This is a genomic window from Pyxidicoccus caerfyrddinensis, assembly GCF_010894405.1.
GTDB classification, from domain to species: Bacteria; Myxococcota; Myxococcia; order Myxococcales; family Myxococcaceae; genus Myxococcus; species Myxococcus caerfyrddinensis.
Window position 1 is genome coordinate 134,488 of record NZ_JAAIYA010000021.1, and the last position, 21,844, is coordinate 156,331.

The window sequence follows — 21,844 nt, forward strand, 5'->3', positions numbered from 1 at the left end:
GGGGAGACAGTCGTGACGGTGTGGACCTGGGTGGACCTGGCGCTGTGTGTGGGGCTGCTGCCGGTGGCGGTGGCCTGCGGTTACCTGCTGCTGTTGACGCTGCTTTCGTGGCGACGGACGGCACCGGTGCCTCCGGCGCCCACGCGGAAGTTCGACGTGGTGATTCCGTCGCACAACGAGGAGCTGGGCATTGCCCGGACGGTGGCGAACCTGTCCGCGGTGGACTACCCGAGCGCCCTGCGGCGCATCCTCGTGGTGGCGGACAACTGCTCGGACGCGACAGCGCAGAAGGCGCGCGAGGCGGGCGCCACGGTGCTGGAGCGGCACGACACGGAGAAGCGCGGCAAGGGCTACGCCCTGGCATACGCCTTCGAGTTCAGCCAGAAGGATGGCTTCGCCGACACGGTGGTGGTGGTGGACGCGGACACGGTGGTGTCCCCCAACCTGCTGCACGCGTACGCGGCCCGGCTGGAGCAGGGCGCGCACGCGGTGCAGGCCCACTACGGCGTGATGAACCCGACGTCGTCGTGGCGCACGCGGCTGATTACGATTGCCCTGGGCATGTTCCACAAGGTGCGCTCGCTGGGCCGCGAGGCGCTGGGCGTGTCCTGCGGCCTGCGCGGCAACGGCATGTGCTTCACGCACGCGGTGCTGCGCGAGGTGCCGCACGACGCCTTCAGCGTGGTGGAGGATTTGGAGTACGGCATCCGCCTGGGCAAGAAGGGCCACCGCGTGCACTACGCGTGGGAGGCGGAGGTGCTCGGGGAGATGGTGTCCGGCGAGAAGCAGAGCCGCTCGCAGCGGCAGCGCTGGGAGGGCGGGCGTCGGCAGATGCGCAAGCTGCACGGGTGGCCGCTGCTGAGCACCGCGCTGCGTGAGCGCAGCGGGCTGCTGTTCGACTTGTCCATGGACGTGCTGGTGCCGCCGCTGAGCCAGTTGGTGCTGGCCGCGGTGGGCGGCGCGGTGGCGGCCGGAGTGGTGGCGTGGCTGTCCGGCGGCACGGCGGTGCTGGCGTCGAGCGTGGCGGGCTTCGGCCTGGCGTCGCTGGGCGCGTACGTGCTGCGCGGCTGGTGGGTGTCCGGCGTGGGTCCGCGTGGCCTGCTGGACCTGGCCTGGGCGCCCGTCTACGTGGTGTGGAAGGTGGGCCTCATGCTGCGCGGCCCCGGCGCGGAGAAGCGCGGCGAGTGGGTGCGCACCACGCGCGAGGCAGAGCGCCGCTGAAGGCTGACGGGCGGGTGCCTGCGGGCCCCGCCGCTCGAACATGCACGTGGCGCCGCGATGCCGGGCGGGATGCGGCGGTGCTGACGGCCGCATCAGCTCCGGACATTCGCACCGCCGCACCGTGCAGGCCGCTGCGGCGCGTTCTCCGCTACCCTGCCGCCGCCGTCCGTTGCAGTGCGGCCGACTCCAGCACCTCGCACGCCTCCAGGTACTGCTCCTCGGTGAGCGCGCCCGTCGTCAGCCGCTCGACGATGGCCTGCGGCTCCACCGAGACGTCGTCGCACGTCATGCGCAGGTACGCACCGGGACGCAGCTCGGGAGTGAAGCCCCGGTGCGCGAGCGCCGAGCTCAGCCACCCCACCAGCAACTGACGCACGCGCTGCCGCTGCCCCTCCGGTGACAGCAGCTCGATGCCCGGAGGACGGATGCGCTTCCAGAGCGCCTCGCCCTCCTTCAGCAGTCCCGGCAGGTCGCGCAGCGACATGCGGCTCGGGTCGATGGCCGAGCCCGCCCACTGCTTCTGCATGTCCGGCACGAGAATCTTCTCCGGCAGCTCCTCCCACCGCAGCGCCACCAGCCCCTCGCTGACGGCGCGCTCGAACCACGCCTCCTCCGCCGCCTGCTCGCCTCCGAGCAGCTCCAGGCACCCATTCAACGGCAGCGAGGGAGCCGCGGCTCCGGAGCCTCCAGAGTCCCCGGAGCGCCCCAGCCCGCGCAGCCGCTCCTCCAGCGGCGGGTGCGAGTCCCACGGAGAGGGCGGACGCTCCAGCACCTCGCGCAGGCCCTCCTCCACGTCGCGGCGGCGGCGCTCCTCGGCGACGAAGCGGCGGAACCCCTCCAGCATCGGCACGCGCACGCGCTGCTCGAAGAGCGGCACCAGCTCATGCGCGAAGTACGCCCCCCACAGGGGCCCCAGCACGTGCACCTTGCGCAGGGCCTCGGCCGTGGGCCGGGGCCCGCACACCGATGCCGCGAGCGCATCCGCCGCCAGCTCCTGCTGCCGGGACACCGTGCCCGACATGCGCAGGAAGAACCGCCCGTAGAGCTGGAAGGGCACGTCCAGGAAGAAGGCCGAGTCCTCCAGCGAGTCCACCGCCAGCGCGATGGACCTGCGCGTGCGGTACACCCACGGCCCCAGCGAGAGGTCGCCGCCCGTCTGGTGGCCGTACTCGTGCGCCAGGACGGAGGCCAGCTCCTCGCGGTCGAGGAAGGCGAACAGCGGCAGGCCGATGCCCACCACCGGCTCGCGCTTCAGGCCCAGCCAGCGCCGCTCCATGCCGATGAAGGCCGTGGCCTCGCCGGACAGGTACACCTTGCGCGGCGCGGCCGTGCGCGCCCGCGTGGCCACCTGGTCGAGCAGCTTGAACAGCTCGGGGAACTCCTCGCGCGACAGGGGCTTCGCGTCGTTCTTCTGACGGCTGAACCAGCCTCGCGGGCGCAGCGCCCACAGCACCGTCACCGAGCCCAGGGCCGCCATGATTCCAGCGAGCCCCATGGAGCCGGTGTAGCGCGTCTCGGCCACGGGCACCCAGAGCAGCGCCCCCGCGACGGCGAGCCCCAGCAGCCAGAAGCCCGCCCAGAGGACCACCGTCAGGGCCGCGCGCCGGGCCATGCCCGGGGGATTCACAGACTCCATGACGAAATCGCCTCGCTGACCGGTCCGTGGAGCCAGTCCTCCTGTCGGGCCTGCTCCACCAGCCGCTTGCGCTCGCCCTCCGGCAGCGTCTTGTTGCGCGAGCGGAGGAAGTACGCCGCGGCGCGGAGGTCCGGCGTCAGCTCGGTGGTGTCCAGCGAGCCGCTCTCCCCGAGGATGAAGCGTCGGAACCCATCCATGTCCTCGGGCTGGAGGAACGGAGCGCCGGCCAGGGCGCGCTCGCTGTCCGCCGCCCCGGTGCGTACCGCCTCGCCATAGGCCAGCGCCCAGCCCTCCCCGGAGAGCCTGATGAGCTCGAACATCGCCACGCGCGGAGCCACCGCCAACGCCGCCTTCGGGTCCTTCCCAATCAGCTGCATCAACCGGGTGCCGGGCAGCTCGGGCTCCGACTTCACCGGCAGACGGGCACGCACCCGCAGCCAGTCGAACCCCTCCTCACCTTCACCTTCACCTTCGCCTTTGCCCTCGCTCTCGAGCGCGGCGACGAGCGCGTCCGGTTGGCCCTGGCCCGAGCGCGCCGCCACGAGCGCGTAGAGCTCGGCGCACTCGGCCCGCGTGCGCGCATTGTCGGACTTGAAGACCTGCTTCAAGAGCTCCAGCGCCTCCGCCGGGCGCCCGAGCGCCACGAGCGCGGTGGTCTGTGCCTCGAGGACCTCCGCCGCCGTCTTCTCGTTCTCGGCGCGCAGCCGCTCCCAGCCTTGCGTCGTTCCCGTCCAGTCCCCGGCGAGGTAGCGACCATGCGTCACCGCCCGCAGGACGTTGACGTCCTTGGGGAAGCGCGCGACGAGCTGCTCCATGGCGCGCAGGCCCTCGCCCCCGCGCAGCAGGCGGGCATGGAGGTACTGGGCGGTCGCCGAGTCCGGGGCCGCGCGGGCGCGCTCGGCATACTCGGCGGTGATGGCCTCGAGCTGGCCATTGCGCTGGGCGGCCCACTGGTACGTGCGGTGGGTGTCGGAGTCATCCGGGTGCGCATCCCGCCACGCCTTCGCGACCCGTGCGGTCTCCGCCGGGCCCGCGGCCATCGCGGCCTGGAGCGCGCGCCCGGCGTCCTCTTCGGCCCACCCCGACACATGGGCGGCCGCCTCGGTGAAGGGCAGCGCCTTGCCCGACTGGTCATTCGCCGCCAGGTAGCTGAAGCACACCTGGAGCGGGGGCTCCGCCGGCACCGCGATGCCCAGGTGGCTGCGCGCGACGTGGCTGCTGCCCTTCGGGATGCTGAGCGACTCGGGCGGCTCGGTGAGGACGTAGTCCACCTCGCCCAATTCGACGACGCGCTGCCCGCAGAACACCGTCGGCTTCTCCCCGCTCGCATCCGGATTGGGCCGCTCGGTGTAGACCACCCGCGCCAGGTAGAGCGGCATGGCGCCCGCGATGTTCCACGCCAGCACGCCCGGATGTGTCGTGACGTTCAGCTCCGTCACGTCCACTTCCGCGCCGCCGCGCGTGACGGCGCGCACCGGCTGCGTGCCCATGGGCACGGTGATGGAGACCACCTGGCGCGAGGGCACCTCCTGCGTGCTGTCTCCCAGGGTGACAGTCAATGGCTCCTCGAAGCCGTTGGCCACGTACACGTCGCGGTAGCGCGAGGCATGGAAGGCCCGCGCCGCGCCGGTGGCCACCAGGGCGATGACGGAGAGCGCCACCGCGCGGCTCCACATCCACGGCAGCGTGCCCAGCGGCACGCGCGCGAAGAACGTCCAGGAGCGGCTCATCGGACCGCTGCCCTCGCCCGGGCGCACCACGTAGGCGCCCAGCGGGAGCAGCGGGAGCACGAAGATTGCGACCAGCGCGTGCGTCGCGATGGACGTGCCGTCGTGCGGGTCCGGCTCCGCGTCGCCCAGCATGGTGGCGCCGAAGCCGTTGATGGTGCCAAGGAAGAGGCCCTTGTCCTTGAGCGGCCGGGCGAAGAGGCGGCGCCGGCGCAGCAGCGTGTCGAGCACCTCGCGGTGCGAGCGCAGCCTCCCGAGCCACCGCGCCCACATGAGGGCCCGGTACACCTTGAACGGGTCGCCGCGCTCCACCGCTCGGCGCACCTTCGCGTCCTCGCACAACGCCCTCAGCTCCGGAATGCGCTGGAGCAACCCCGATGGGTCTTCAATCATCATCACTGACACTCTCTGTCTGCTGATTCCCTGGCACGCGTACCGCGCCGCCGGCACCCAACGCCAGACTACCCACAAAGCAGGCCCTCTTGAGGAGCCCCCCTCCCCACGAGGCCAGGTGCTGTGCCCGGTAATTCGTGGACTACCCGCCATGATGGAACGGTGATGAAGCGCGGAGCGCCCCGTGCGGACCGGCGCGGGCGTCTTCCTGAAGATGGCCACCTCCCGATTCACCGAGGTGGCACCGATGCAATCCCTCTCTCGCAGCCTGCTCTGCGGTCTCCTGATGTTGGCCGCACCCGCCGTGGCACAGCCGGATGCCGGCACGGGCGTAAGCGTCATCATCGGCACCGTCATCGAAGTGCAGTCGCGAAAGCCCCTTCGCGACGTCGTCGTCACCGCGACCTCTCCCAAGCTCCAGGGGGAGCAGACCGTGGTCACCGACGCGCAGGGCAACTACCGGATTCCGCAGCTCCCGCCGGGCGTCTACACGCTCCGGTTCGAGGTGGAGCAGCACAAGCCGTACGCGCGCGCCGACATCCAGCTGCGCCCCAACCGCACCATCCGTGTGAACGTGGAGCTGCTCCCCGATTCGCTCGGTGTGGATATGGAGCTCATGGGCGCCCAGCCGACCATCGACGTGGGCTCCACGACGACGGGAGTCCAGGTGGACCAGGAGTTCATCCGGCACATCGCCGCGGCCCGTCCGGGCGGCAAGGGCAGCTCGGCCCACTCCTTCGAGTCCCTGGCCGAAGTGGCACCCGGGGCCCAGACCGACAGCTACGGCGTGTCCATCAACGGTCCGACGTCACCGGAGAACGGCTACGTGGTGGATGGACTGTCCTCGTCCGACCCCGCCTACGGCATCAACGCGAGCCCCCAGGTGACGGCGCCCCCCGCCGCGCCCGCGTCCCGGGTTCGCGCCTCTGAGCGCAACGTGCCGGCCAGGGAGGGCTCCTTCTTCGACATGTACTTCAAGGGGTACGGGGTGAATCCGACGGTGACGACGGAGGAGGAGCGCTTCTCCACGTTCTCCGTGGACACGGACACGGCGGCGTACACGCTGACGCGCGCGTACCTGGAGCGCGGGGCGCTGCCGGACGAGCAGGCCGTGCGCGTGGAGGAGTTCGTCAACAGCTTCGACTACGGCTACGCGGCCGAACCGGATGCGCCCTTCAGCGTCCACGTGGAGGGCTTTCCGTCCCCGGCGCGCAAGGGCTACCAGGTGGTGCACATCGGCGTGAAGGCGCACGAGGTGAGCGCGGAGGAGCGCAAGCCGAGTCACCTCGTCTTCGTCATCGACGTGTCCGGCTCCATGGACGGAGAGGAGCGGCTCGGGCTGGTGAAGCGCGCGCTGCGGCTGCTGGTGCACGCGCTGGACGAGCGAGACAGGGTGTCCATCGTCGTCTACGGCTCGCAGGCGCGCCTGGTGCTCGGGCCGACGAACGCGACGCAGAAGCAGAAGCTGCTGAGCGCCATCGACAGCGTGTCGAGCGAGGGCTCCACCAATGCGCAGGAGGGGCTGGAGATGGGCTACGCGCTCGCGGCGAAGCACCTGGTGAAGGGGGGCATCAACCGCATCATCCTCTGCTCGGACGGGGTGGCGAACAACGGCATCACCGACGCGGACGGCATCTGGGCGCGGGTGAAGGAGCACGCGGTGCGGGGCATCACCCTGTCCACGGTGGGCTTCGGGATGGGGAACTACAACGACGTGCTGATGGAGCGGCTGTCGCACGTGGGCGAGGGGAACTACGCGTACGTGGACCGGCTGGAGGAGGCGCGGCGCATCTTCGTGCAGAACCTCACCGGGACGCTGCAGGTGGTGGCGAAGGACGTGAAGCTGCAGGTGGAGTTCGACCCGAAGGCCGTCGTGCGCTACCGGCTGATTGGCTACGAGAACCGGCTGCTGACGAAGGAGCAGTTCGCGGATGACCGCGTGGACGCGGGCGAGGTGGGCGCGGGGCACGCCGTCACCGCGCTGTACGAGGTGAAGCTGCGCGAGCCCGCCGCGTCCTTCGGCACGCTGCGCATCCGCTACAAGGCGCCGGAGGGTGGCGAGTCGAAGCTGCTCGAGAAGCCGCTGCCGTCGTCGCTGGTGCGTCCGGCGTATGGCCGGGCCGCGCCACCCACGCGGCTGTCGTACGTGGCGGCGGCGTTCGCGGAGAAGCTCCGCGGCTCGTACTGGGCGCGGCCGCTGACCTGGGACGGGCTGGTGTCGCTGTGGGAAGAGGTCGGCCAGCCGCTGAAGGGCCGGGCGGATGTGACGGAGCTGGGGGAGCTGATCCGCAAGGCCCGCGCCCTGGACAAGCGCGAGGACCGGTTCGAGCGCTTCGCGCCCGTGAGCGCCATGGACTTCGACCGGGTGCCCACGGTGCCTTGAGGTGGGAGCAGGTGGGTGAACGCCCCTGCCCGGGTCTGCACAAAACTAAAATGGGGTTTTAGTTTCGTGCGGGTCCGGGGTGGTTCCTTGCACGAAACTAAAATGGTTTTTAAGTTTCGTGCGTGGAGAGCGAACAGGTACGACATGGACCCAGCTGGGACCAGCTCTTCGAATTCGCCGTGGGGCAGGCGGGCCTCTTCACGACGAAGCAGGCGGCGGAGGCGGGGTACTCGCCGCAACTGCTGGTCCACTACGTGCGCATCAAGCGCATCGTCCGGGTTCAGAGAGGGGTGTACCGATTGGTGCACTACCCGCTGGCCGAGGATGAGGAGTACGTCACCCTGTGGCTCTGGTCGGAGCACCAGGGCGTCTTCTCCCACGTGACGGCACTCTCCATGCAAGGGCTGTCGGACGTGCTGCCTTCACGCTTCCACATGACCCTGCCCCTGGCCTGGAAGAAACGCCGGCTTCGGGTTCCTTCCAACGTCATCCTCCACTACGCCAATCTCCCCAGTACCGACCGGACCTGGTGGGGCTCGGTGCCTGTGACGAGTCACCGCAGAACCCTGAGCGACTGTGCCGCCTCGCACCTGTCGCCCGAGTTCCTGCTTCAGGCCTACTACCAGGCCCTCCACCGCGGACTGGTGACCCGGGCAGACATCCCCGACGTGGAACAGGCCCTGAAGCCCTACCTGGAACCCGCATGACGGCGCGCGGGTATGTGTCCCCAGCGGCGTTCAAGCAGGCCTTGGAGCAGCGCCTGCGATCCACCTCACGCGATGGAAAGGAGTTCACGCGCCGCCGCCAACGGCTGGTCTTCGAGCGCTTCCTCGCGCGCGTGGGCCACGTCTTCGGCGATGCCGTGACGTTGAAGGGCGGTCTGGTCCTGGAGCTCCGCATCGAGAACGCACGCGCCACGAAGGATGTCGACCTGCGCCTGACCGACACGCCGGCCGGACTGCTCGCGCGGCTCCAGCTGGCAGGACAGCTCAAACTGGGTGACTTCATGCGGTTCGACATCCATCCCGATGCGAACCACCCCGAGCTCCAGAACGAGGGCATGAAGCACGAAGGCTTTCGCTTCCGTGCCGAGTGCAGGCTCGCGGACAAGCGCTATGCCGATGTCTTCGGCGTCGACGTGGTGCTCGATGACCCGCGCCTGGATGAGCCCGAGTTCATCGTCGCACCGGACGTGCTCGGCTTTGCGGGAGTCGCGCCGCCTCGCGTACGTCTCTACCCGGTGGCGGCGCACATCGCGGAGAAGCTCCATGCATATACGCTTCCGCGCTCTCGCCCGAACACTCGCGTGAAGGACCTGCCAGACCTCGCGTTGCTTGCTGGCGTCGGAGTGATGGAGGCATCCCGGATTCGGGCCGCCCTCGCGGAGACCTTCGGCATCCGCGACACGCACGCGCGTCCGTACTCCACTCCGGCCCCGCCTGATGCGTGGCTCCAGCCCTATGCGGACCTGGCGCACGAGAACAAGCTTCCCTGGAAGACGCTCGAAGAAGTCACGGCGGTGGTCCGTGCCTTCCTCGACCCGGTGCTCGCGGGGGACCACGACCTGCTCTGGGAACCGGACTCCTGGTCCTGGCGGCACCGGCCCTGAGCGCGGCCGTCAGTCCGCCAGCGGCATGCCCCAGTCCGGCTGCCCGCGCTCGTTGAGCAGCCAGCGGTACACCTCCAGCACCTGCTCGGCCTTCGCCTTCCACGTGAAGTACTTGAAGACGCGCTCCCGGGCGCGCTCACCCATGGGACGAATGACGGACGGGTCCGCCACCAGCTTCGCCAGCACCTCGCGCACCCGCACGACGATTTCCTCCGGCGTCCCCATCGGAATCGCGAAGCCCGTCGCCGGGCTCACGATTTCTCCCGGCCCGCCGTAGTCCATCACAATCGGCACCAGCCCCAGCGCCATCGCCTCGCACACCACCGCGCCGCCGAACTCGCGCACGCTCGGGAAGCCGAAGACGTGGTTCTTCGCCAGCCGCCCCTGCAGCTCCTGGTGCTTCACCCACCCGGCGAACGTCACCCCCGACTCAATCCCCTCCCGCGCCGCCTGCGCCTTCAGGTTCGGCATCTCCTGCCCGTCGCCGATGTACTCCAGCACCACCTTGCCCTCGCGGATGAGCGGCGCCGCCGCCTCCATCAGCATGGCCATGCCCTTGTACGGCACGAAGCGCCCCACGAAGGCCACCCGCAGCGGCAGTTCCACCGGGCCCTCCGACTTCGCCGAGCCGAAGCGCCGCGTGTCGATGGCGTTCTCCGGGATGTACACCGTCTTCGACTGCCACTTCTCCGCCACCTGCCCGCGCGTCGCCCGCGAGCCCGTGAGGATGGCCGACGCGTTCTCCCGCGTGGACTTGTAGAAGGGCATCAGCTTGTAGACGTCACGCACGTAGCTGAGCCACTCCTTCTCCCGCCGCCGCGCACCGCCAAAGCCCTTGGGCCACGGCAGACCGCCGTTCATCGGGCCCATCAGGAAGGGCACCCCGGCCGCCTTGCAGCGCGCCGCCAGCGTGCTCGGCGTGGTGGGGCTGATGGGCGTGTAGCGGTGCACCAGGTCGAACTCCTTCGCCTGGATGCGCGCGCCGAAGCGCTGCCAGAGCACCTCCTCGAAGTAGTAGTACGGCAGCGCGCTCAACGCCGTGGCCGTCGTCCAGCCCACGCCCGCGCTGCCGCGCAGCAGCTGCCCCACCTTGTCGAGCGGCTTCTCCACCGGCGTCGAGTCCAGCGCGGTGAAGCCCGCGCCCTCCTGCACCCCCTGCTTGAGGATGTTCTCCCGATTGCGCACGTGGGTGACGAGGTGGACGTCCGCCACCTCGGTCAGCGCGCGGTAGAGCGACCACCCTTCCAGCGGGACGCTCACCCAGTCGGGGTTGCACAGCTCGGCAATCAGGAGGACACGAGGGCGGGAAGCAGGCATGCGTGCCGCTTCATCTATCCCAACCCGACCTCCAGATGTAGCCTCCTCCCGCCCACGATGTACTCCCCCGAGCGCCCACCCTACCTGCGCTACCTCGCGCTCCTCGGCTTCCTGGTGCTGGCCACCGTGGGAGGGGGCATCATCCACCCCATCGTCGCCCTGGCCCCCGTGCTGGGCGTCGCCGTGGTGTGGGTCATCCTCAAGGTGCCCGTCCGCTACCCCGTCTTCGTGGTGACGTACCTGACGCTGGCCGTGGACTACGTGGCCGAGCGCCCCCAGTCCGGCCTCTGGGAGTCCCCGCTGTACCCCATCGGGGAGCTGCTGTTCGCCCAGCTCAGCTACATCACCAAGATTGGGGCGCTGCGCTTCCCCCTCATCGACGTGCTCATCGTCGGGCTGATGGGGCTGGCCATGTACCGGAAGGTGGTGGGGTCCAAAATCGACCCGCCGACGCCGCCCATGCCCCGGCCGCTCATCGCCGTGACGGCGCTGTCACTCTTCGCCCTCTTGTTCATGGAGGTGCGCGGCGTTGTCCGGGGTGGGGACTTCAAGCAATCGCTCTGGCAGTGGCACCAGGCCGCGATGATGCCGTTCATCGTCGCCATGTATCACTACGCCCTGCGCGGTCCGCAGGACTGGCCCATCATCGCGAAAATCGTCATCGCCGCCGGCATCACCAAGGCGCTGGTGGGCAGCTACTTCGCCCTCGTCATCATCCCCGCCCTGGGCATCTTCGTGGAGTACACGACGTCCCACTCGGACTCGATGACGTTCATCTTCTGCCTCCTGGTGGTGCTGGTCCGCTTCATCGAGCAACCCAAGGCGGCGCACCTCATCCGGGGCCTGGCCGTCATCGCCATCATCATCACGGGGATGGTGTTCAACGACAGGCGTCTGGCCTACGTCAGCCTCGTGGGCTGCCTGCTGGCCGCCTTCCTCATCAACCCGTGGACGCCGCTCAAGCGCTTCCTCGTGCGGACGTTGCCGTTCATCGCTCCCTTCCTCATCGTCTACATCGCGGTGGGGTGGAACCGGCCCACGGGCATCTTCGGGCCGGTGGACACCATCAAGTCGCTGATTGAAGGCCAGGGCGGCGAGGGCAACCTGGACTACCGGGACATCGAGAACCTGGACCTGATTGCCACCTGGGCCCAGTTCCCCCTCCTGGGCACGGGGTACGGCCACGAGTTCCTGCTGCCGGTGCCGCTGCCGGACATCGCCTTCGTCTTCCCCCAGTACCGCTTCCACCCGCATGACTCGCTGCTGGGGCTGTTCGCCTTCGGAGGGATGCTCGGCTACACGGGCGTGTGGCTGTACCTCGTGGTCACCGTGTACATGGCGGTGCGCGCGTACCACCGAAGTCCCGTCTCCGAGGACCGCGCCTGCGCGCTCATCATCGTCGGCATCGTGGCCGCGTACATCAATCAGGTGTTCGGGGACATGGGCATCATCTCGTACATCTGCACGTTCCACATCTCGGTCTGCGTGGCCATGGCGGGCAAGCTGGCCGTGCTGTCGGGGGCATGGCCCATGCCGAACAGCACGCTGCTCTCGCTGTCGCCAGCCGCCCCCGTCCCGCCGCCCGGCGCCATCTCCTTCCCGAACCAGGAGGGGACCGCGGCGACGTCCGGCACCAGCAAGGCGTCGTGAGCGAGCGCTAGAGCAGCGTGCCGCGGAGGACGACCTCGGCGGTGGTGAAGTAGATGACCAGCCCGCTGACGTCCACGAGGGTGGCCACGAAGGGCGCGGAGGCGCTCGCCGGGTCGAAGCCCAGTCTGCGCAGGGCGAACGGCAGCATGGAGCCGGACAGCGTCCCCCACATCACCACGCCCAGCACGGACACGCCGACGGTGATGGCCACCCGCGTGGCGTGCTCGCCGTAGCTGTGGAAGATGGACTGCCACAGCAGGATGCGCAACAGACCCACCACGCCCAGCACCCCGCCGAGCGCGAGCCCCGACAGCAGCTCTCGCCGCATGACGCGCCACCAGTCCCGGAGGCGCACCTCGGTCAGCGCCAGCGAGCGGATGATGAGCGTGGAGGCCTGGCTGCCGGCGTTGCCTCCCGAGGAGATGATGAGCGGCACGAAGAGGCTCAACACGACGGCGCGGGCAATCTCCGCCTCGTAGCGGGACATGGCGGTGGCGGTGAGCATCTCCGACACGAAGAGCACCAGCAGCCAGCCGGCGCGCTTCTTCAGCATGGCGACGAAGCCCACCTCGAAGTACGGCGCGTCGAGCGCCTCCATGCCGCCGACCTTCTGGATGTCCTCGGTGGCCTCCTCCTGGACGACACTGACGATGTCGTCCACGGTGACGATGCCCTTCATGTGCCGCTGGGCGTCGATGACGGGGATGGCCGCGAGGTGGTGCTCCGCGAAGAGGCGGCCCACCACCTCCTGGTCCGTCTCCTCCGTCACGGTGACGAGGTCCGTGCGCATCACGTCCCGCACCACCTTGCCCGGCGCGGCCTGGAAGAGCTGGCGCAGGGAGACCACGCCCAGCAGGTGCTGCTCGGGGTCCAGCACGTAGCCGTAGTAGACGGTCTCCACCTTCTCGCGGGCCTGCTTGCGCAGGTAGCTGAGCGCCTCGTCGATGCTCGACTCCGGGCGCACGCGCACGAAGCGGGGGTTCATCAACCCACCCGCCTCGTCCTCCTCGTAGGCCAGCAGCGCCTGCACCTCGCGGCGGGAGGTGTCATCGAGCAGCCCCAGGAAGGTGCCGCGCTCCTCGGGAGGCAGGTGCTGGATGACGTCCGCCGCGTCGTCGGGCGCGAGCACCCGCATCCACGTGCGGCGCTCCCCGGGCAGCAGCGCCAGCAGCAGCCCGGCCTGCTCCTGCGAGGACAGGGAGAGGAAGAAGTCATCCGCGCTCGCGGGGGGCAGCAGGCGGAAGCCCTCCACCCTGTCGCGTGGAGACAGCACCGGCCAGGCGTCCCGCAGCTCGTCTTCGAGGATGGGCTCCGTCTCGGGACTCAAGGTCGCCTCCCTCCACCCGCGCGGCCGGACGGCGCCAGCGCATGTGGCGCCTTCAAGCACGGCGGGCACCGGGAGGGAATCGTTTCGCGCCGTGCGGCCCCGCTATGTCCTGATGGGGACGGACAGCGCGGGAAGGGTGGAGTCGTTGGAGCAGCGAGCAGGCAGGCAGGACGCACGCCGGGGGTGAAGCCCGTCCCCGCGCTCAGCCCCGCGGCAGCACGACGTGGAACGTGCTGCCCTCACCCTCGCGACCTGTCGACTCCGCCCAGATGCGCCCGCCGTGGCGCGCGACGATGCCTCGCGAAATCGCCAGCCCCAGCCCCAGCCCGCCGTAGGAGATTCCGTGCGCGCGGCTGAAGCGCTCGAAGATGTGCTCCAGCTGCCCCGGCGGAATCCCCAGCCCCCGGTCCGTCACCTCCACGTGCACCTGCCCCGGCTCCTCGCGCACCGTGAGCCGCACCGGCCCGCCCCCAGGGGAGTAGCGCAGCGCATTGGCCACCAGGTTGGTGAACACCTGGTCCAGCCGCTCCCGGTCTCCCCGCAGCACCAGCGACTCCGGCGCCTCCACGTCGATGCGGTACTCCTCCGGCAGCGGCTGGAAGTGCTCCACCACCTCGCGCAGCAGGGCGCCCAGGTCCACCTCTCCGGGCTCCAGGTTCAGCTCGCCCCGCTGGAGCCACCCCACGTCCAGCAGGTTTTCCACCAGGCTCGCCATGCGATTCACGCTGCGGTGGATGCCGCGCAGCGCCTTGTCCACTCCCGGCTCCAGCTCCGGCCCCGCCTTCACCTTCGCCAGGTGCGCGTAGCTCCGCGCCGCCTGCAGCGGCGTGCGTAGCTCGTGCGCCGCCATGGTGAGGAACATGTCCTTGGCCTCGCTGGCCGCCCGCAGCACCTCCACCGCCCGCCGCGCGTCGTCGATGTCCGTCGCCGTGGCAATCCAGCCGACGACCTGGCCCTCCTCGTCCCGCTCGGGCAGCGTGCGGCCGAGGAACCAGCGGTACTCACCGTCCTTCGCGCGCCGCAGCCGGTACTCCGCCTCCAGCGGCTGCCCGGTGCGCAGCGACGCCGACCAGGCGTCATGGACGCGCGGCAGGTCCTCCGGATGCATGAAGCGCCGTGTCTCCTCGCTCCGCCGCGCCTGCTGTGGCGTCAGCGCCGCGTACTCCAGCCACCCCCGGTTGGCGTAGCTGATGGTGCCGTCCACCAGCAGCGCCCAGACGAACTGCGGCATCGAGTCCACCAGCCGCCGGAAGCGCAGCTCGCTCTGCCGCTCCAGGATGTGCCGCTCACGCTCCCACAGCGCCGCCTCCTGGGCCTGCAGGCGCTGCTGCTGGCGGTACAACGCGACGAAGGCCTCCACCTTCCAGCGCAGCACGTCCGGGTTGAACGGCTTCACCACGTAGTCCGCCGCGCCCGTCGCGTAGCCGTGCACCAGGTGCGCCTCGTCGCGGCTGTGCGCGGTGAGGAAGATGATGGGCGTGTAGCGCGTGCGCTGCCGCTGGCGGATGAGACGCGCCGTCTCGAAGCCGTCCATCCCCGGCATCTGCACGTCGAGCAACAGGAGGGCGAAGTCCTCGCGCAGCAGCCACCGCAGGGCCTCGGGCCCCGAGGACGCCTTCACCAGCCGCTGGCCGAGCGGCTCCAGGATGGCTTCCAGGGCGAGCAGGTTCGCCTCGTGGTCGTCGACCATGAGGATGCTCGTGGGAGCCGGCTCGGCCTTGACGGAGGCATTCGCGAAGAGTTGCTGGGAGCCTTCCAACGACCTCGCCTCCTTTCTGGCTGTGAACCCTCGCGGTAATCAGCGCCGGGCCTTCCGACAACGGGCCCCCGAGACTCCGGCCCGGTGGCGGACGAGGCGGGAAGGACTGCCCCGGCCAGGTCCCCCAATCATGACGCCAGCCTCCGACCGGGGCCAGTCCATGACCGCATCCCGGCAATCCCACCGAGCCTGCCGCACACCGGGAGCAGGAAGCCTCCGCGGGAATGCGGCCCCTTCCCCGAGAGACCGCACCGTCGCGAGGCAGCACCCACCGTGCGGGGAGGCAGCCACGCCGCGCTTCACGGATTCGGGATGACCTTGAGGACTCCCTCGGGCCTGGGCGGATTCTCCGCGAAGAAGAAGGGCGCGGCGGCCTCGTCCCGGGCCGGATGCTCCCGCCTCCACGCCTGCTGGGACGCGTCCCACTTCTCGACGAGGTCCAGCAACGCCTCCAGGCGCCCCCGGGCCTCCGCGCACCAGCGCGCGTCCTTGCGCCGGTACCACGGCTCGTGCCCGGGGGTCTGCGCCTCCAGCTGGGCCGCGAAGAGCGCGTCGAAGCGCTTGAGCAGGGCCTGCTTCCAGAGGTCCTTCGGGAACAGCCCGCGGACCTCGAGGAGCTGGCGCTCCAGCTCGGACATCAGCACGTGCATGCGGACCCAGCGGTGCTCGAGGAAGTGGACGCTGTCGAGGGTGTCGTAGCGCGTGAGCAGCTCCCGCGCCGCGCAGCGGCCCTTGGCCTGGATGTGCTCGATGACCGCGGGCTCCATGTCCAGGTTGAGGCCGCCCTCGTTCGAGTCCATGAAGAGCTGGAGGATGCGCTCGCGGTAGCCGGGCATCCCCGCCTGCGCGTTGTCGCGGTAGCTCTGCGCCGTCTCGAACACGGCGCGCAGGAAGCCGAGCACGTCGTGGATGGCCGTGCGCTGCGGCCGCGCCTGGTCGAAGTCCCTCGGGTGCGGCAGGAGGACGGAGTCCCTCGGGTCCTTCTCGCCCTGGTGTCCCTCGCGCTGCTCCAGGACGCGCGTCAATGGCGAGTCGTAGAGGGTGATGCCGAACGTCGGATGCTGGGGCACCCAGGCGTCGAAGACGTGGATGGGGAAGTTGCTGGTGATGCCCCCGTCGCTCAGCCAGTGCTCCTCCACGTCCTTCGTCAGGTCGAGCGTCTGCGGCTTGCCGTCACTCCCCTTGCGGTACTTCTCCGTCTTCACCGAGTAGAGCCGCACCGCGCTCAGCAGCACCGGGAAGCTGAGGCTCAGCCGCGTGGCCACCACCAGGGGCATGTCCTCGCCCATGGGGAAGCGCAGGAACTCCTCCGCGTCCTCGTCGCGGATGCGCACGGAGCGGGTGGGCCGGTTCTGCTGGCCCCACGTCACCAGCGCTTCGAGGACCGGCGCCGGGAAGAGGCGGGCGAGGTCGCTCCTCCGGAAGAAGAACGAGCGCGTGCTGCGCGTCATCGGCAGCGTGTAGGGCTGACCGAGCGTGAGGTTGCTCGTCACCAGCTTGAAGTGGATGCCGCCGCCCTTCCGCAATTCCCGCACGGTGATGGGCGCGTCCAGCGGGCCGCGACCCGCCAGCTCGTTGAGGCGCACGTGCAGCCAGTCCGTCAGCGCCAGCCCCGAGTCCTTCGCCAGCGGCGCACCGGCGCCGTCACTGCCGGGACAGATGCCAAACTTCTGCGTGTCCTTCTGGTTCAGCCGGCCGACGACGCGCAGCAGGGTGAGCACGCTCGCGAGCAGTCCGCCCAGCACGGTGCTGACGCCGCTGATGCCCAGAGCCAGGAGCACGACGAGGCTCCCGAACACGCGGGGCACACCTTCGCCCGTCATCCACCACGCGAGGGCCCAGAGGACACTGCCGCTGACGAGCACCGCCGCGAGGACGAGGCCCAGCACGCCCCCGAGGACGTAGGAGCCGGGGACGGACTTCAGGCAGACGCCGTTGACCCGCGCCACCTGCCACAGCCGGTGGACCTGTCGCGCGGCCCAGCTGGGAGGGGGCGGCGGCTGCGCGGGCGGCTGCGCTCCTGCGCCGGTCTGGCTGCGCTCACGCTCCTGCTTCTCGCGCGCCCGCTTGCGCTCCTTCGCGTTGCCCTCCTGCCAGGCCAGCACGGACCTGTAGAGCGGACGGCAGGCGTCGGTGGGCTTGAAGAGGTCTCTCACGAAGCCCGGCCGCGTCAGCTCGTCGTTCATCTCCGCGAGCCGGATGAAGCCGTGGGACTTCGCTCCCCTGGACGAGACGGTCTGCCGGCCGTACTCCGCGGCGGCGGCGGCCGCGGCGGCGATGGCTCCCGCGGAGGCGCCGCCAATCGAGTGGAAGCGGTACTTCCCCGCGAGCTCGAGGATGGCGGGCGGGTAGACGACGCCGCTCGTCACGCCTCCCTTCATGATGAGGTCGCACGCCTGGCCCGGCCTGTCGTTCAGGTGCTCACGCTCCACCGTCGGGGGACAGGCCTCGCCGCTGCCGCTCTCTTGCATCGTTTGCCTCGCTCGCCTCGGCCCTGGGGACCGGGGCGGTATCAGGCGGAGGAAAGCAGAACGGCGTGCACGGAGCGGGAACAGATGGGGCGCTGGTCACGCAGACGACGCACAGGAGCGTGCCCCGGCCGGCGGGCACCACCGGCCTGCCAGCCCGAAGTCTCAGGGCCCCCGAGCCATGGGGATGATGCATCCGCCGGCTTCCGTCGGCCCGGTTCCAGGGTCGCCACGGCCACTTGCCCGATGAACCTTCCTCGCCGTGCTCTCGAAGATTCAGGTGTCACTCCATTGCGGGGGTGACACCGAAGAGGGGGAACAGCCATGGGAAGCACCATCACTGGACCGCAGGTCTCGTCATTCACGTCGGGGGACGTGACCCGGCGCGCGGCGGAGGAAGCCGCCCGGCGCGCAGCGGAGGAAGCAGCTCGACGTGCTGCCGAGGAAGCCGTCCGGCGTGCCGCGGAGGAAGCCGCTCGGAAGACGGGCCAGCCCCAGGACGCCTTCACCTCGCGACGGCCGCTGTCCCGAGCGCCCGACCTGGGCTCGGAGCCCGCCGCCACCACGCTGCGCTCGGAGAACACCCGCGACTCGCAGGCCAACTGCCTGGACCTGGTGGGAGACCAGCTCGCGGCCGACCCCCGGCTGCTCGCCGAGGGCGAGGTGGTCTTCCTGCGCGACACCCGGTCCGGCGCCGAGGGCGACTCCGGCCATGTCGTCATCCGCAAGGGAGACCAGCTGTGGGACCCCGCCACCGGCCAGTGGTCCTCCGTGGGCGACTTCCTCCAGCAGAACCGCCATTACCAGGTCGCCGGCACCGCCTCCGGGCAGGCCGTCCACGACATCCTCTCCGCGCCGCCGGGCCCCGAGCGGGACGCCGCCATCGCGCGCTCGAACATCGACCCGGCGCTGGTCTCCATGTCCGTGGCGGACGGCTTCAGCGGAGACCGCGCCCGGTCCGCCATCCGGACGGCCGCGCGCGACAACGCGGTCATTCCCCAGGGCGCGAACATCGCCGAGGCCAACGCCCTCCGCGAGGAAGCCGCCACTGCCGCCCTCGCGAAGTATGACGCCTACCTCGCGACCCAGCCGGCGGACCTCCCGTCCGACGAGCGCGCGCGCCGCGCCGCCGTCCTCACCCGCGCCGACCTCATCTCGGAGCGCGCCATGGCGGGCGTGACGGACTTCTCCCGCAACGAGTACCTCATCCTCTTCGAGGCCGTGGAGCTGCGCACGGGCGTCCCCGCCGAAATCCTCAAGGCCTACACCTTCGGCGAGTCCCAGGCGCGCTACTACCAGGACCCCTACCCGCGTCAGTTCCTGGAGCCGGAGGACCAGTTCCGGAACATGAACGGAGACGGCTACCCGCAGCTGTGGACCCAGGTCCAGGGCAAGAACGGCTGGCCCACCATCCAGGTCAACGGCCAGCAGGTGCCCGTCAACATCGGCTGGGACGCGGGCGTCAAGCAGGGAGACCGCACCACGGGCGACACGCTGGGGCTGGGAATCACGCAGCTCACCTTCCCCACGGTCACCATCGCCGCGGCCGTGGAGGTCTACCAGAACGGCGAGCGCATCCAGGGCACGGCCGCGGACCCCTTCCCGACGGACGCCAACCTCACGCTGCAGATGCCGGACATCGACATCGCCCGCGCGGTGCAGGACCCGTATTACAACCTGATGGTCTTCGCGAACCTCACGCTCTACAAGGCGCAGCAGGTCTACCCGAATGCCATGCCGTCGGCGGAGGACGCCGCGCGGGGCGTGGGCACGCAGCAGACACCCTTCGGCCCCATGCTGACCTCGTGGCCCGGGCTGGAAGCCGCCCAGCCCGACTGGGCGCTGCTGGTGGCCTTCAACAAGGGCTGGACGGAGGACCAGTCCCGCGCGTTCAACAACGGCACCAAGACGGCCGCCCAGATCTACCGGGAGATTGCCGACAACTTCCTCACGCTCATCAACAACCCCGGCAACACCAACGGACTGATTGCTCCCGTGCGAGCGGACCAGCCGCCCCGGGACCACTCGTTCATCTCCCAGTCCCCGGACCTCTACTCCGCGGGCTGAGACAGGGGCGCCGGGCGCCCACGCGGCGCCCGGCCGGGCCCCTCCCCCCCGCCAGAACCCCGCGAAATCCCTGGGAGCAGGGCAACCGACACCCGCTCCCCTGCCCGCCCGGGCAGGTCGTTGGGCCACCGCCACGCGTTGCGCTATACCGGGCGCCTCCCCTATGGCCGCCGACTCCAGCGCACCCTCCAGTCCCGCGGATGCCACTCCGCCCGACAGCTCCGTGCCCTCTCCGGAGCTGCAGCGGCTGTGGTTCGCGCTCGAGCGCCGCGCCTGGTCCTACCTCACCATCGTCCCCGCCCAACCCGGAGGGCCCGCGCTCGAAGCCGCCACCGCCATCCTCGAGGCCGGCGCGCCCTACGCGTACTCGCAGAAAATCCACCTCCAGGACGCCACCGGCATCACCCCCGGAGACGCCACGCGCCTCGTCGTGCAGCTGCGCGAGCGCATCGCCCAGGGTGAGCGCGTCGTCGTCGTCCTCGACTCCCTCCTCACGCACCCCGCCAGCCTGCCCCTGGCCCTCGCCTCCGACGGCGTCCTGCTCTGCGTCGGGCTCGGCGACACGGAGTTCAGCGCCGCCCGCAAGACGATGGAGTACGTGGGCGCCGAGCGCTTCGTGGGCAGCGTCATCTTCCCCAAGGCCAAGAAGAAGAAGGCCAAGGCCGCGCAGGACAAGAAGAAGAAGCCATGACCGCCGCCGCCTCCACACCCCGCCTCAGCGTCGTCATCGCCACCTACAACCGGCTGCCGCTCATCACGCGCCTGTTGTGGCAGCTCGCCGGGCAGACGCTCCCGCCCGAGCAGTTCGAAGTCGTGGTCGTGGACGACGGCTCGAAGGAGCCCGTGCGCGAGCCGCTGCTCGCCCAGAAGCTCCCGTACCCCCTGCGTGTGGAGGTGCAGCAGAACGCCGGCGCCGCCGCCGCGCGCCACCGGGGCGTGATTGCCTCGCGCGGCGAAGTCGTCCTCGTCACCGATGACGACATGCAGGTGGCCCCGGACTTCCTGGAGCGGCACCTGGCGCACCACCCGCCCGGCTCGCGCCACGTGGTGCTCGGCCGCATCCGCCCGGACCCGTCCATTGGCGACATGCCGCTGTTCGAGCGCTGGTACGCGTACCTCAACGGCCGCATGGCCGACGAATTGTCCGCTCCCGGCGCGCGCGCCCGGGGCACCAACCTGTACACCGGCAACGTGTCCTTCCCCCGCGCCGACTACGTGGGCGTGGGCGGCTTCGACAAGTCCCTGGGTCAGTCCGAGGACGTGGAGCTCGGCGTCCGCCTGGAGAAGGCCGGCTGCACCTTCGTCTTCGCCCGCGACGCGTACGTGCTGCACGGCAGCGACCACGTGTCCTTCGAGCGCTGGCTCAAGCGCGCCAACCGCTACGGCATGTTCGACACGCAGGTGGCGCGCAAGCACCCGGACGTGCGCGGCCTCAATCCGTGGCGGCTGCTCTTCGAGACCAACCCGCTGGCCCGCCCGCTGCTCGCCGCCACCATCGTCGCCCCCGAGGCCACGCGCGTGCTGACGAACACGGTGATGAACGTGGCGAAGACAGCGGACAAGCTGGGGCTGGAGAAGGCCGCCTTCGCCGGCACCTCCGTGGTGTACGGCATGGAGTACCTGCGCGGCGCCCGCAACGAGGCCGGCGGATGGACGGGCATCGCCCGCGAGGTCGCCCGCTACCTGCAGGGGCGAAAGGACTGAGTGGGCACCATGAAGCTCAAGACTTCGATGATTGGCTCGCTCGTCACGGACGCGCTGGAGCTGGCGAAGGCCGCCAACGGCACCACGGACGCGAAGTCCATCGCCAAGGTGGTGCTGACCAGCGACTCGTACCGGATTACGGCGCTCAACCGCGCTCGCGAGGCGGCGCTCGCGTTCCGGATTCCCCTGGTCAACCACGTGCTGCGCGTGACGCAGACGGCGGTGATGGGGATTGAAATCGGCAAGGACGTCACGCTCGGCAGCGGCGTGTACTTCGTGCACAGCCTGGGCGTCGTCATCGGCGGCGACTCGAGGATTGGCGACCGCGTGCGCTTCTACGGCAACAACACCGTGGGCACCGCCAAGGACAACGGCTACCCCGTCATCGAGGATGACGTGTGGATTGGCGCCGGGGCGCGCATCCTCGGGCCGGTGCGCATCGGCGCGCGCTCGCGGATTGGCGCGAATGCGGTGGTGCTCCAGGACGTTCCTCCCGACAGCGTGGCCGTGGGCATTCCCGCCCGCATCTTCCCGCGCAAGGACCAGGACGACGTCGCGCTCTGAGGCGCCGCTGCCGTGCATC

General features: G+C 70.2%; 15 protein-coding genes. 9 read left to right on the plus strand and 6 right to left on the minus strand.

The window, feature by feature from the left end; all coding sequences use genetic code 11:
• Positions 1-12 precede the first annotated feature (12 nt).
• Positions 13-1,221 (plus strand): exopolysaccharide biosynthesis GT2 family glycosyltransferase EpsU, encoded by a 1,209-nt coding sequence (epsU, locus tag G4D86_RS37925; protein ID WP_163999167.1) that lies wholly within the window; start codon positions 13-15, stop codon positions 1,219-1,221.
• A 148-nt stretch (positions 1,222-1,369) separates the two neighbouring features.
• On the opposite strand, the gene G4D86_RS37930 is transcribed toward epsU, so the two are convergent.
• Both G4D86_RS37930 and G4D86_RS37935 read right to left on the minus strand, forming a co-directional pair.
• Entirely contained in the window at positions 1,370-2,857 is a 1,488-nt protein-coding gene (locus G4D86_RS37930; RefSeq protein ID WP_163999168.1) for a M48 family metallopeptidase, read from the minus strand.
• Positions 2,845-4,980 (minus strand): hypothetical protein, encoded by a 2,136-nt coding sequence (locus G4D86_RS37935; protein ID WP_163999169.1) that lies wholly within the window; start codon positions 4,978-4,980, stop codon positions 2,845-2,847. The genes G4D86_RS37930 and G4D86_RS37935 overlap by 13 nt, the downstream gene beginning before the upstream one ends.
• Positions 4,981-5,263: 283 nt before the next feature.
• Between G4D86_RS37935 and G4D86_RS37940 the strand changes: the two genes are divergently transcribed.
• The 3 genes from G4D86_RS37940 (at position 5,264) to G4D86_RS37950 (ending at position 8,969) form a co-directional block, all read left to right on the plus strand.
• Positions 5,264-7,360 carry a YfbK domain-containing protein gene (locus G4D86_RS37940; protein WP_338050636.1) on the plus strand — a complete coding sequence of 699 codons (2,097 nt, stop codon included), beginning with the start codon at positions 5,264-5,266 and terminating at the stop codon, positions 7,358-7,360.
• Positions 7,361-7,482: 122 nt separating this feature from the next.
• Positions 7,483-8,067: a type IV toxin-antitoxin system AbiEi family antitoxin domain-containing protein gene (locus G4D86_RS37945; RefSeq protein ID WP_163999170.1), complete on the plus strand. Its 585-nt coding sequence runs from the start codon at positions 7,483-7,485 to the stop codon at positions 8,065-8,067.
• Entirely contained in the window at positions 8,064-8,969 is a 906-nt protein-coding gene (locus G4D86_RS37950; protein ID WP_163999171.1) for a nucleotidyl transferase AbiEii/AbiGii toxin family protein, read from the plus strand. The genes G4D86_RS37945 and G4D86_RS37950 overlap by 4 nt, the downstream gene beginning before the upstream one ends.
• Positions 8,970-8,978: 9 nt before the next feature.
• On the opposite strand, the gene epsH is transcribed toward G4D86_RS37950, so the two are convergent.
• On the minus strand, positions 8,979-10,286 hold the full coding sequence (gene epsH / locus G4D86_RS37955) for an exopolysaccharide biosynthesis glycosyltransferase EpsH (RefSeq protein WP_163999172.1): 1,308 nt from the start codon (positions 10,284-10,286) through the stop codon (positions 8,979-8,981).
• Positions 10,287-10,343: 57 nt separating this feature from the next.
• On the opposite strand from epsH, the gene wzy reads away from it, so the two are divergent.
• Positions 10,344-11,936 (plus strand): exopolysaccharide repeat unit polymerase, encoded by a 1,593-nt coding sequence (gene wzy, locus G4D86_RS37960; protein WP_205520097.1) that lies wholly within the window; start codon positions 10,344-10,346, stop codon positions 11,934-11,936.
• 7 nt (positions 11,937-11,943) lie between these two features.
• Here wzy and mgtE read toward each other — a convergent pair whose 3' ends face one another.
• The 3 genes from mgtE to G4D86_RS37975 form a co-directional block, all read right to left on the minus strand.
• Entirely contained in the window at positions 11,944-13,263 is a 1,320-nt protein-coding gene (gene mgtE / locus G4D86_RS37965; RefSeq protein WP_163999173.1) for a magnesium transporter, read from the minus strand.
• Between the two features lie 202 nt (positions 13,264-13,465).
• Complete coding sequence (gene epsF / locus G4D86_RS37970) at positions 13,466-14,953, minus strand: response regulator EpsF (RefSeq protein WP_163999234.1); 1,488 nt, start codon at positions 14,951-14,953, stop codon at positions 13,466-13,468.
• Between the two features lie 368 nt (positions 14,954-15,321).
• Positions 15,322-17,493: a patatin-like phospholipase domain-containing protein gene (locus G4D86_RS37975; RefSeq protein WP_163999174.1), complete on the minus strand. Its 2,172-nt coding sequence runs from the start codon at positions 17,491-17,493 to the stop codon at positions 15,322-15,324.
• A gap of 321 nt (positions 17,494-17,814) precedes the next feature.
• Here G4D86_RS37975 and G4D86_RS52320 point away from each other — a divergent pair, with 321 nt between their 5' ends.
• The 4 genes from G4D86_RS52320 (at position 17,815) to epsC (ending at position 21,825) form a co-directional block, all read left to right on the plus strand.
• Positions 17,815-19,557: a hypothetical protein gene (locus G4D86_RS52320; protein WP_205520100.1), complete on the plus strand. Its 1,743-nt coding sequence runs from the start codon at positions 17,815-17,817 to the stop codon at positions 19,555-19,557.
• Positions 19,558-19,720: 163 nt separating this feature from the next.
• Positions 19,721-20,248 carry a hypothetical protein gene (locus G4D86_RS37985; RefSeq protein ID WP_163999175.1) on the plus strand — a complete coding sequence of 176 codons (528 nt, stop codon included), beginning with the start codon at positions 19,721-19,723 and terminating at the stop codon, positions 20,246-20,248.
• Complete coding sequence (gene epsD, locus G4D86_RS37990; RefSeq protein WP_163999176.1) at positions 20,245-21,261, plus strand: exopolysaccharide biosynthesis glycosyltransferase EpsD; 1,017 nt, start codon at positions 20,245-20,247, stop codon at positions 21,259-21,261. The genes G4D86_RS37985 and epsD overlap by 4 nt, the downstream gene beginning before the upstream one ends.
• 9 nt (positions 21,262-21,270) lie before the next feature.
• Positions 21,271-21,825 (plus strand): serine O-acetyltransferase EpsC, encoded by a 555-nt coding sequence (gene epsC, locus G4D86_RS37995; RefSeq protein WP_163999177.1) that lies wholly within the window; start codon positions 21,271-21,273, stop codon positions 21,823-21,825.
• The last annotated feature ends 19 nt before the right edge of the window (positions 21,826-21,844 follow it).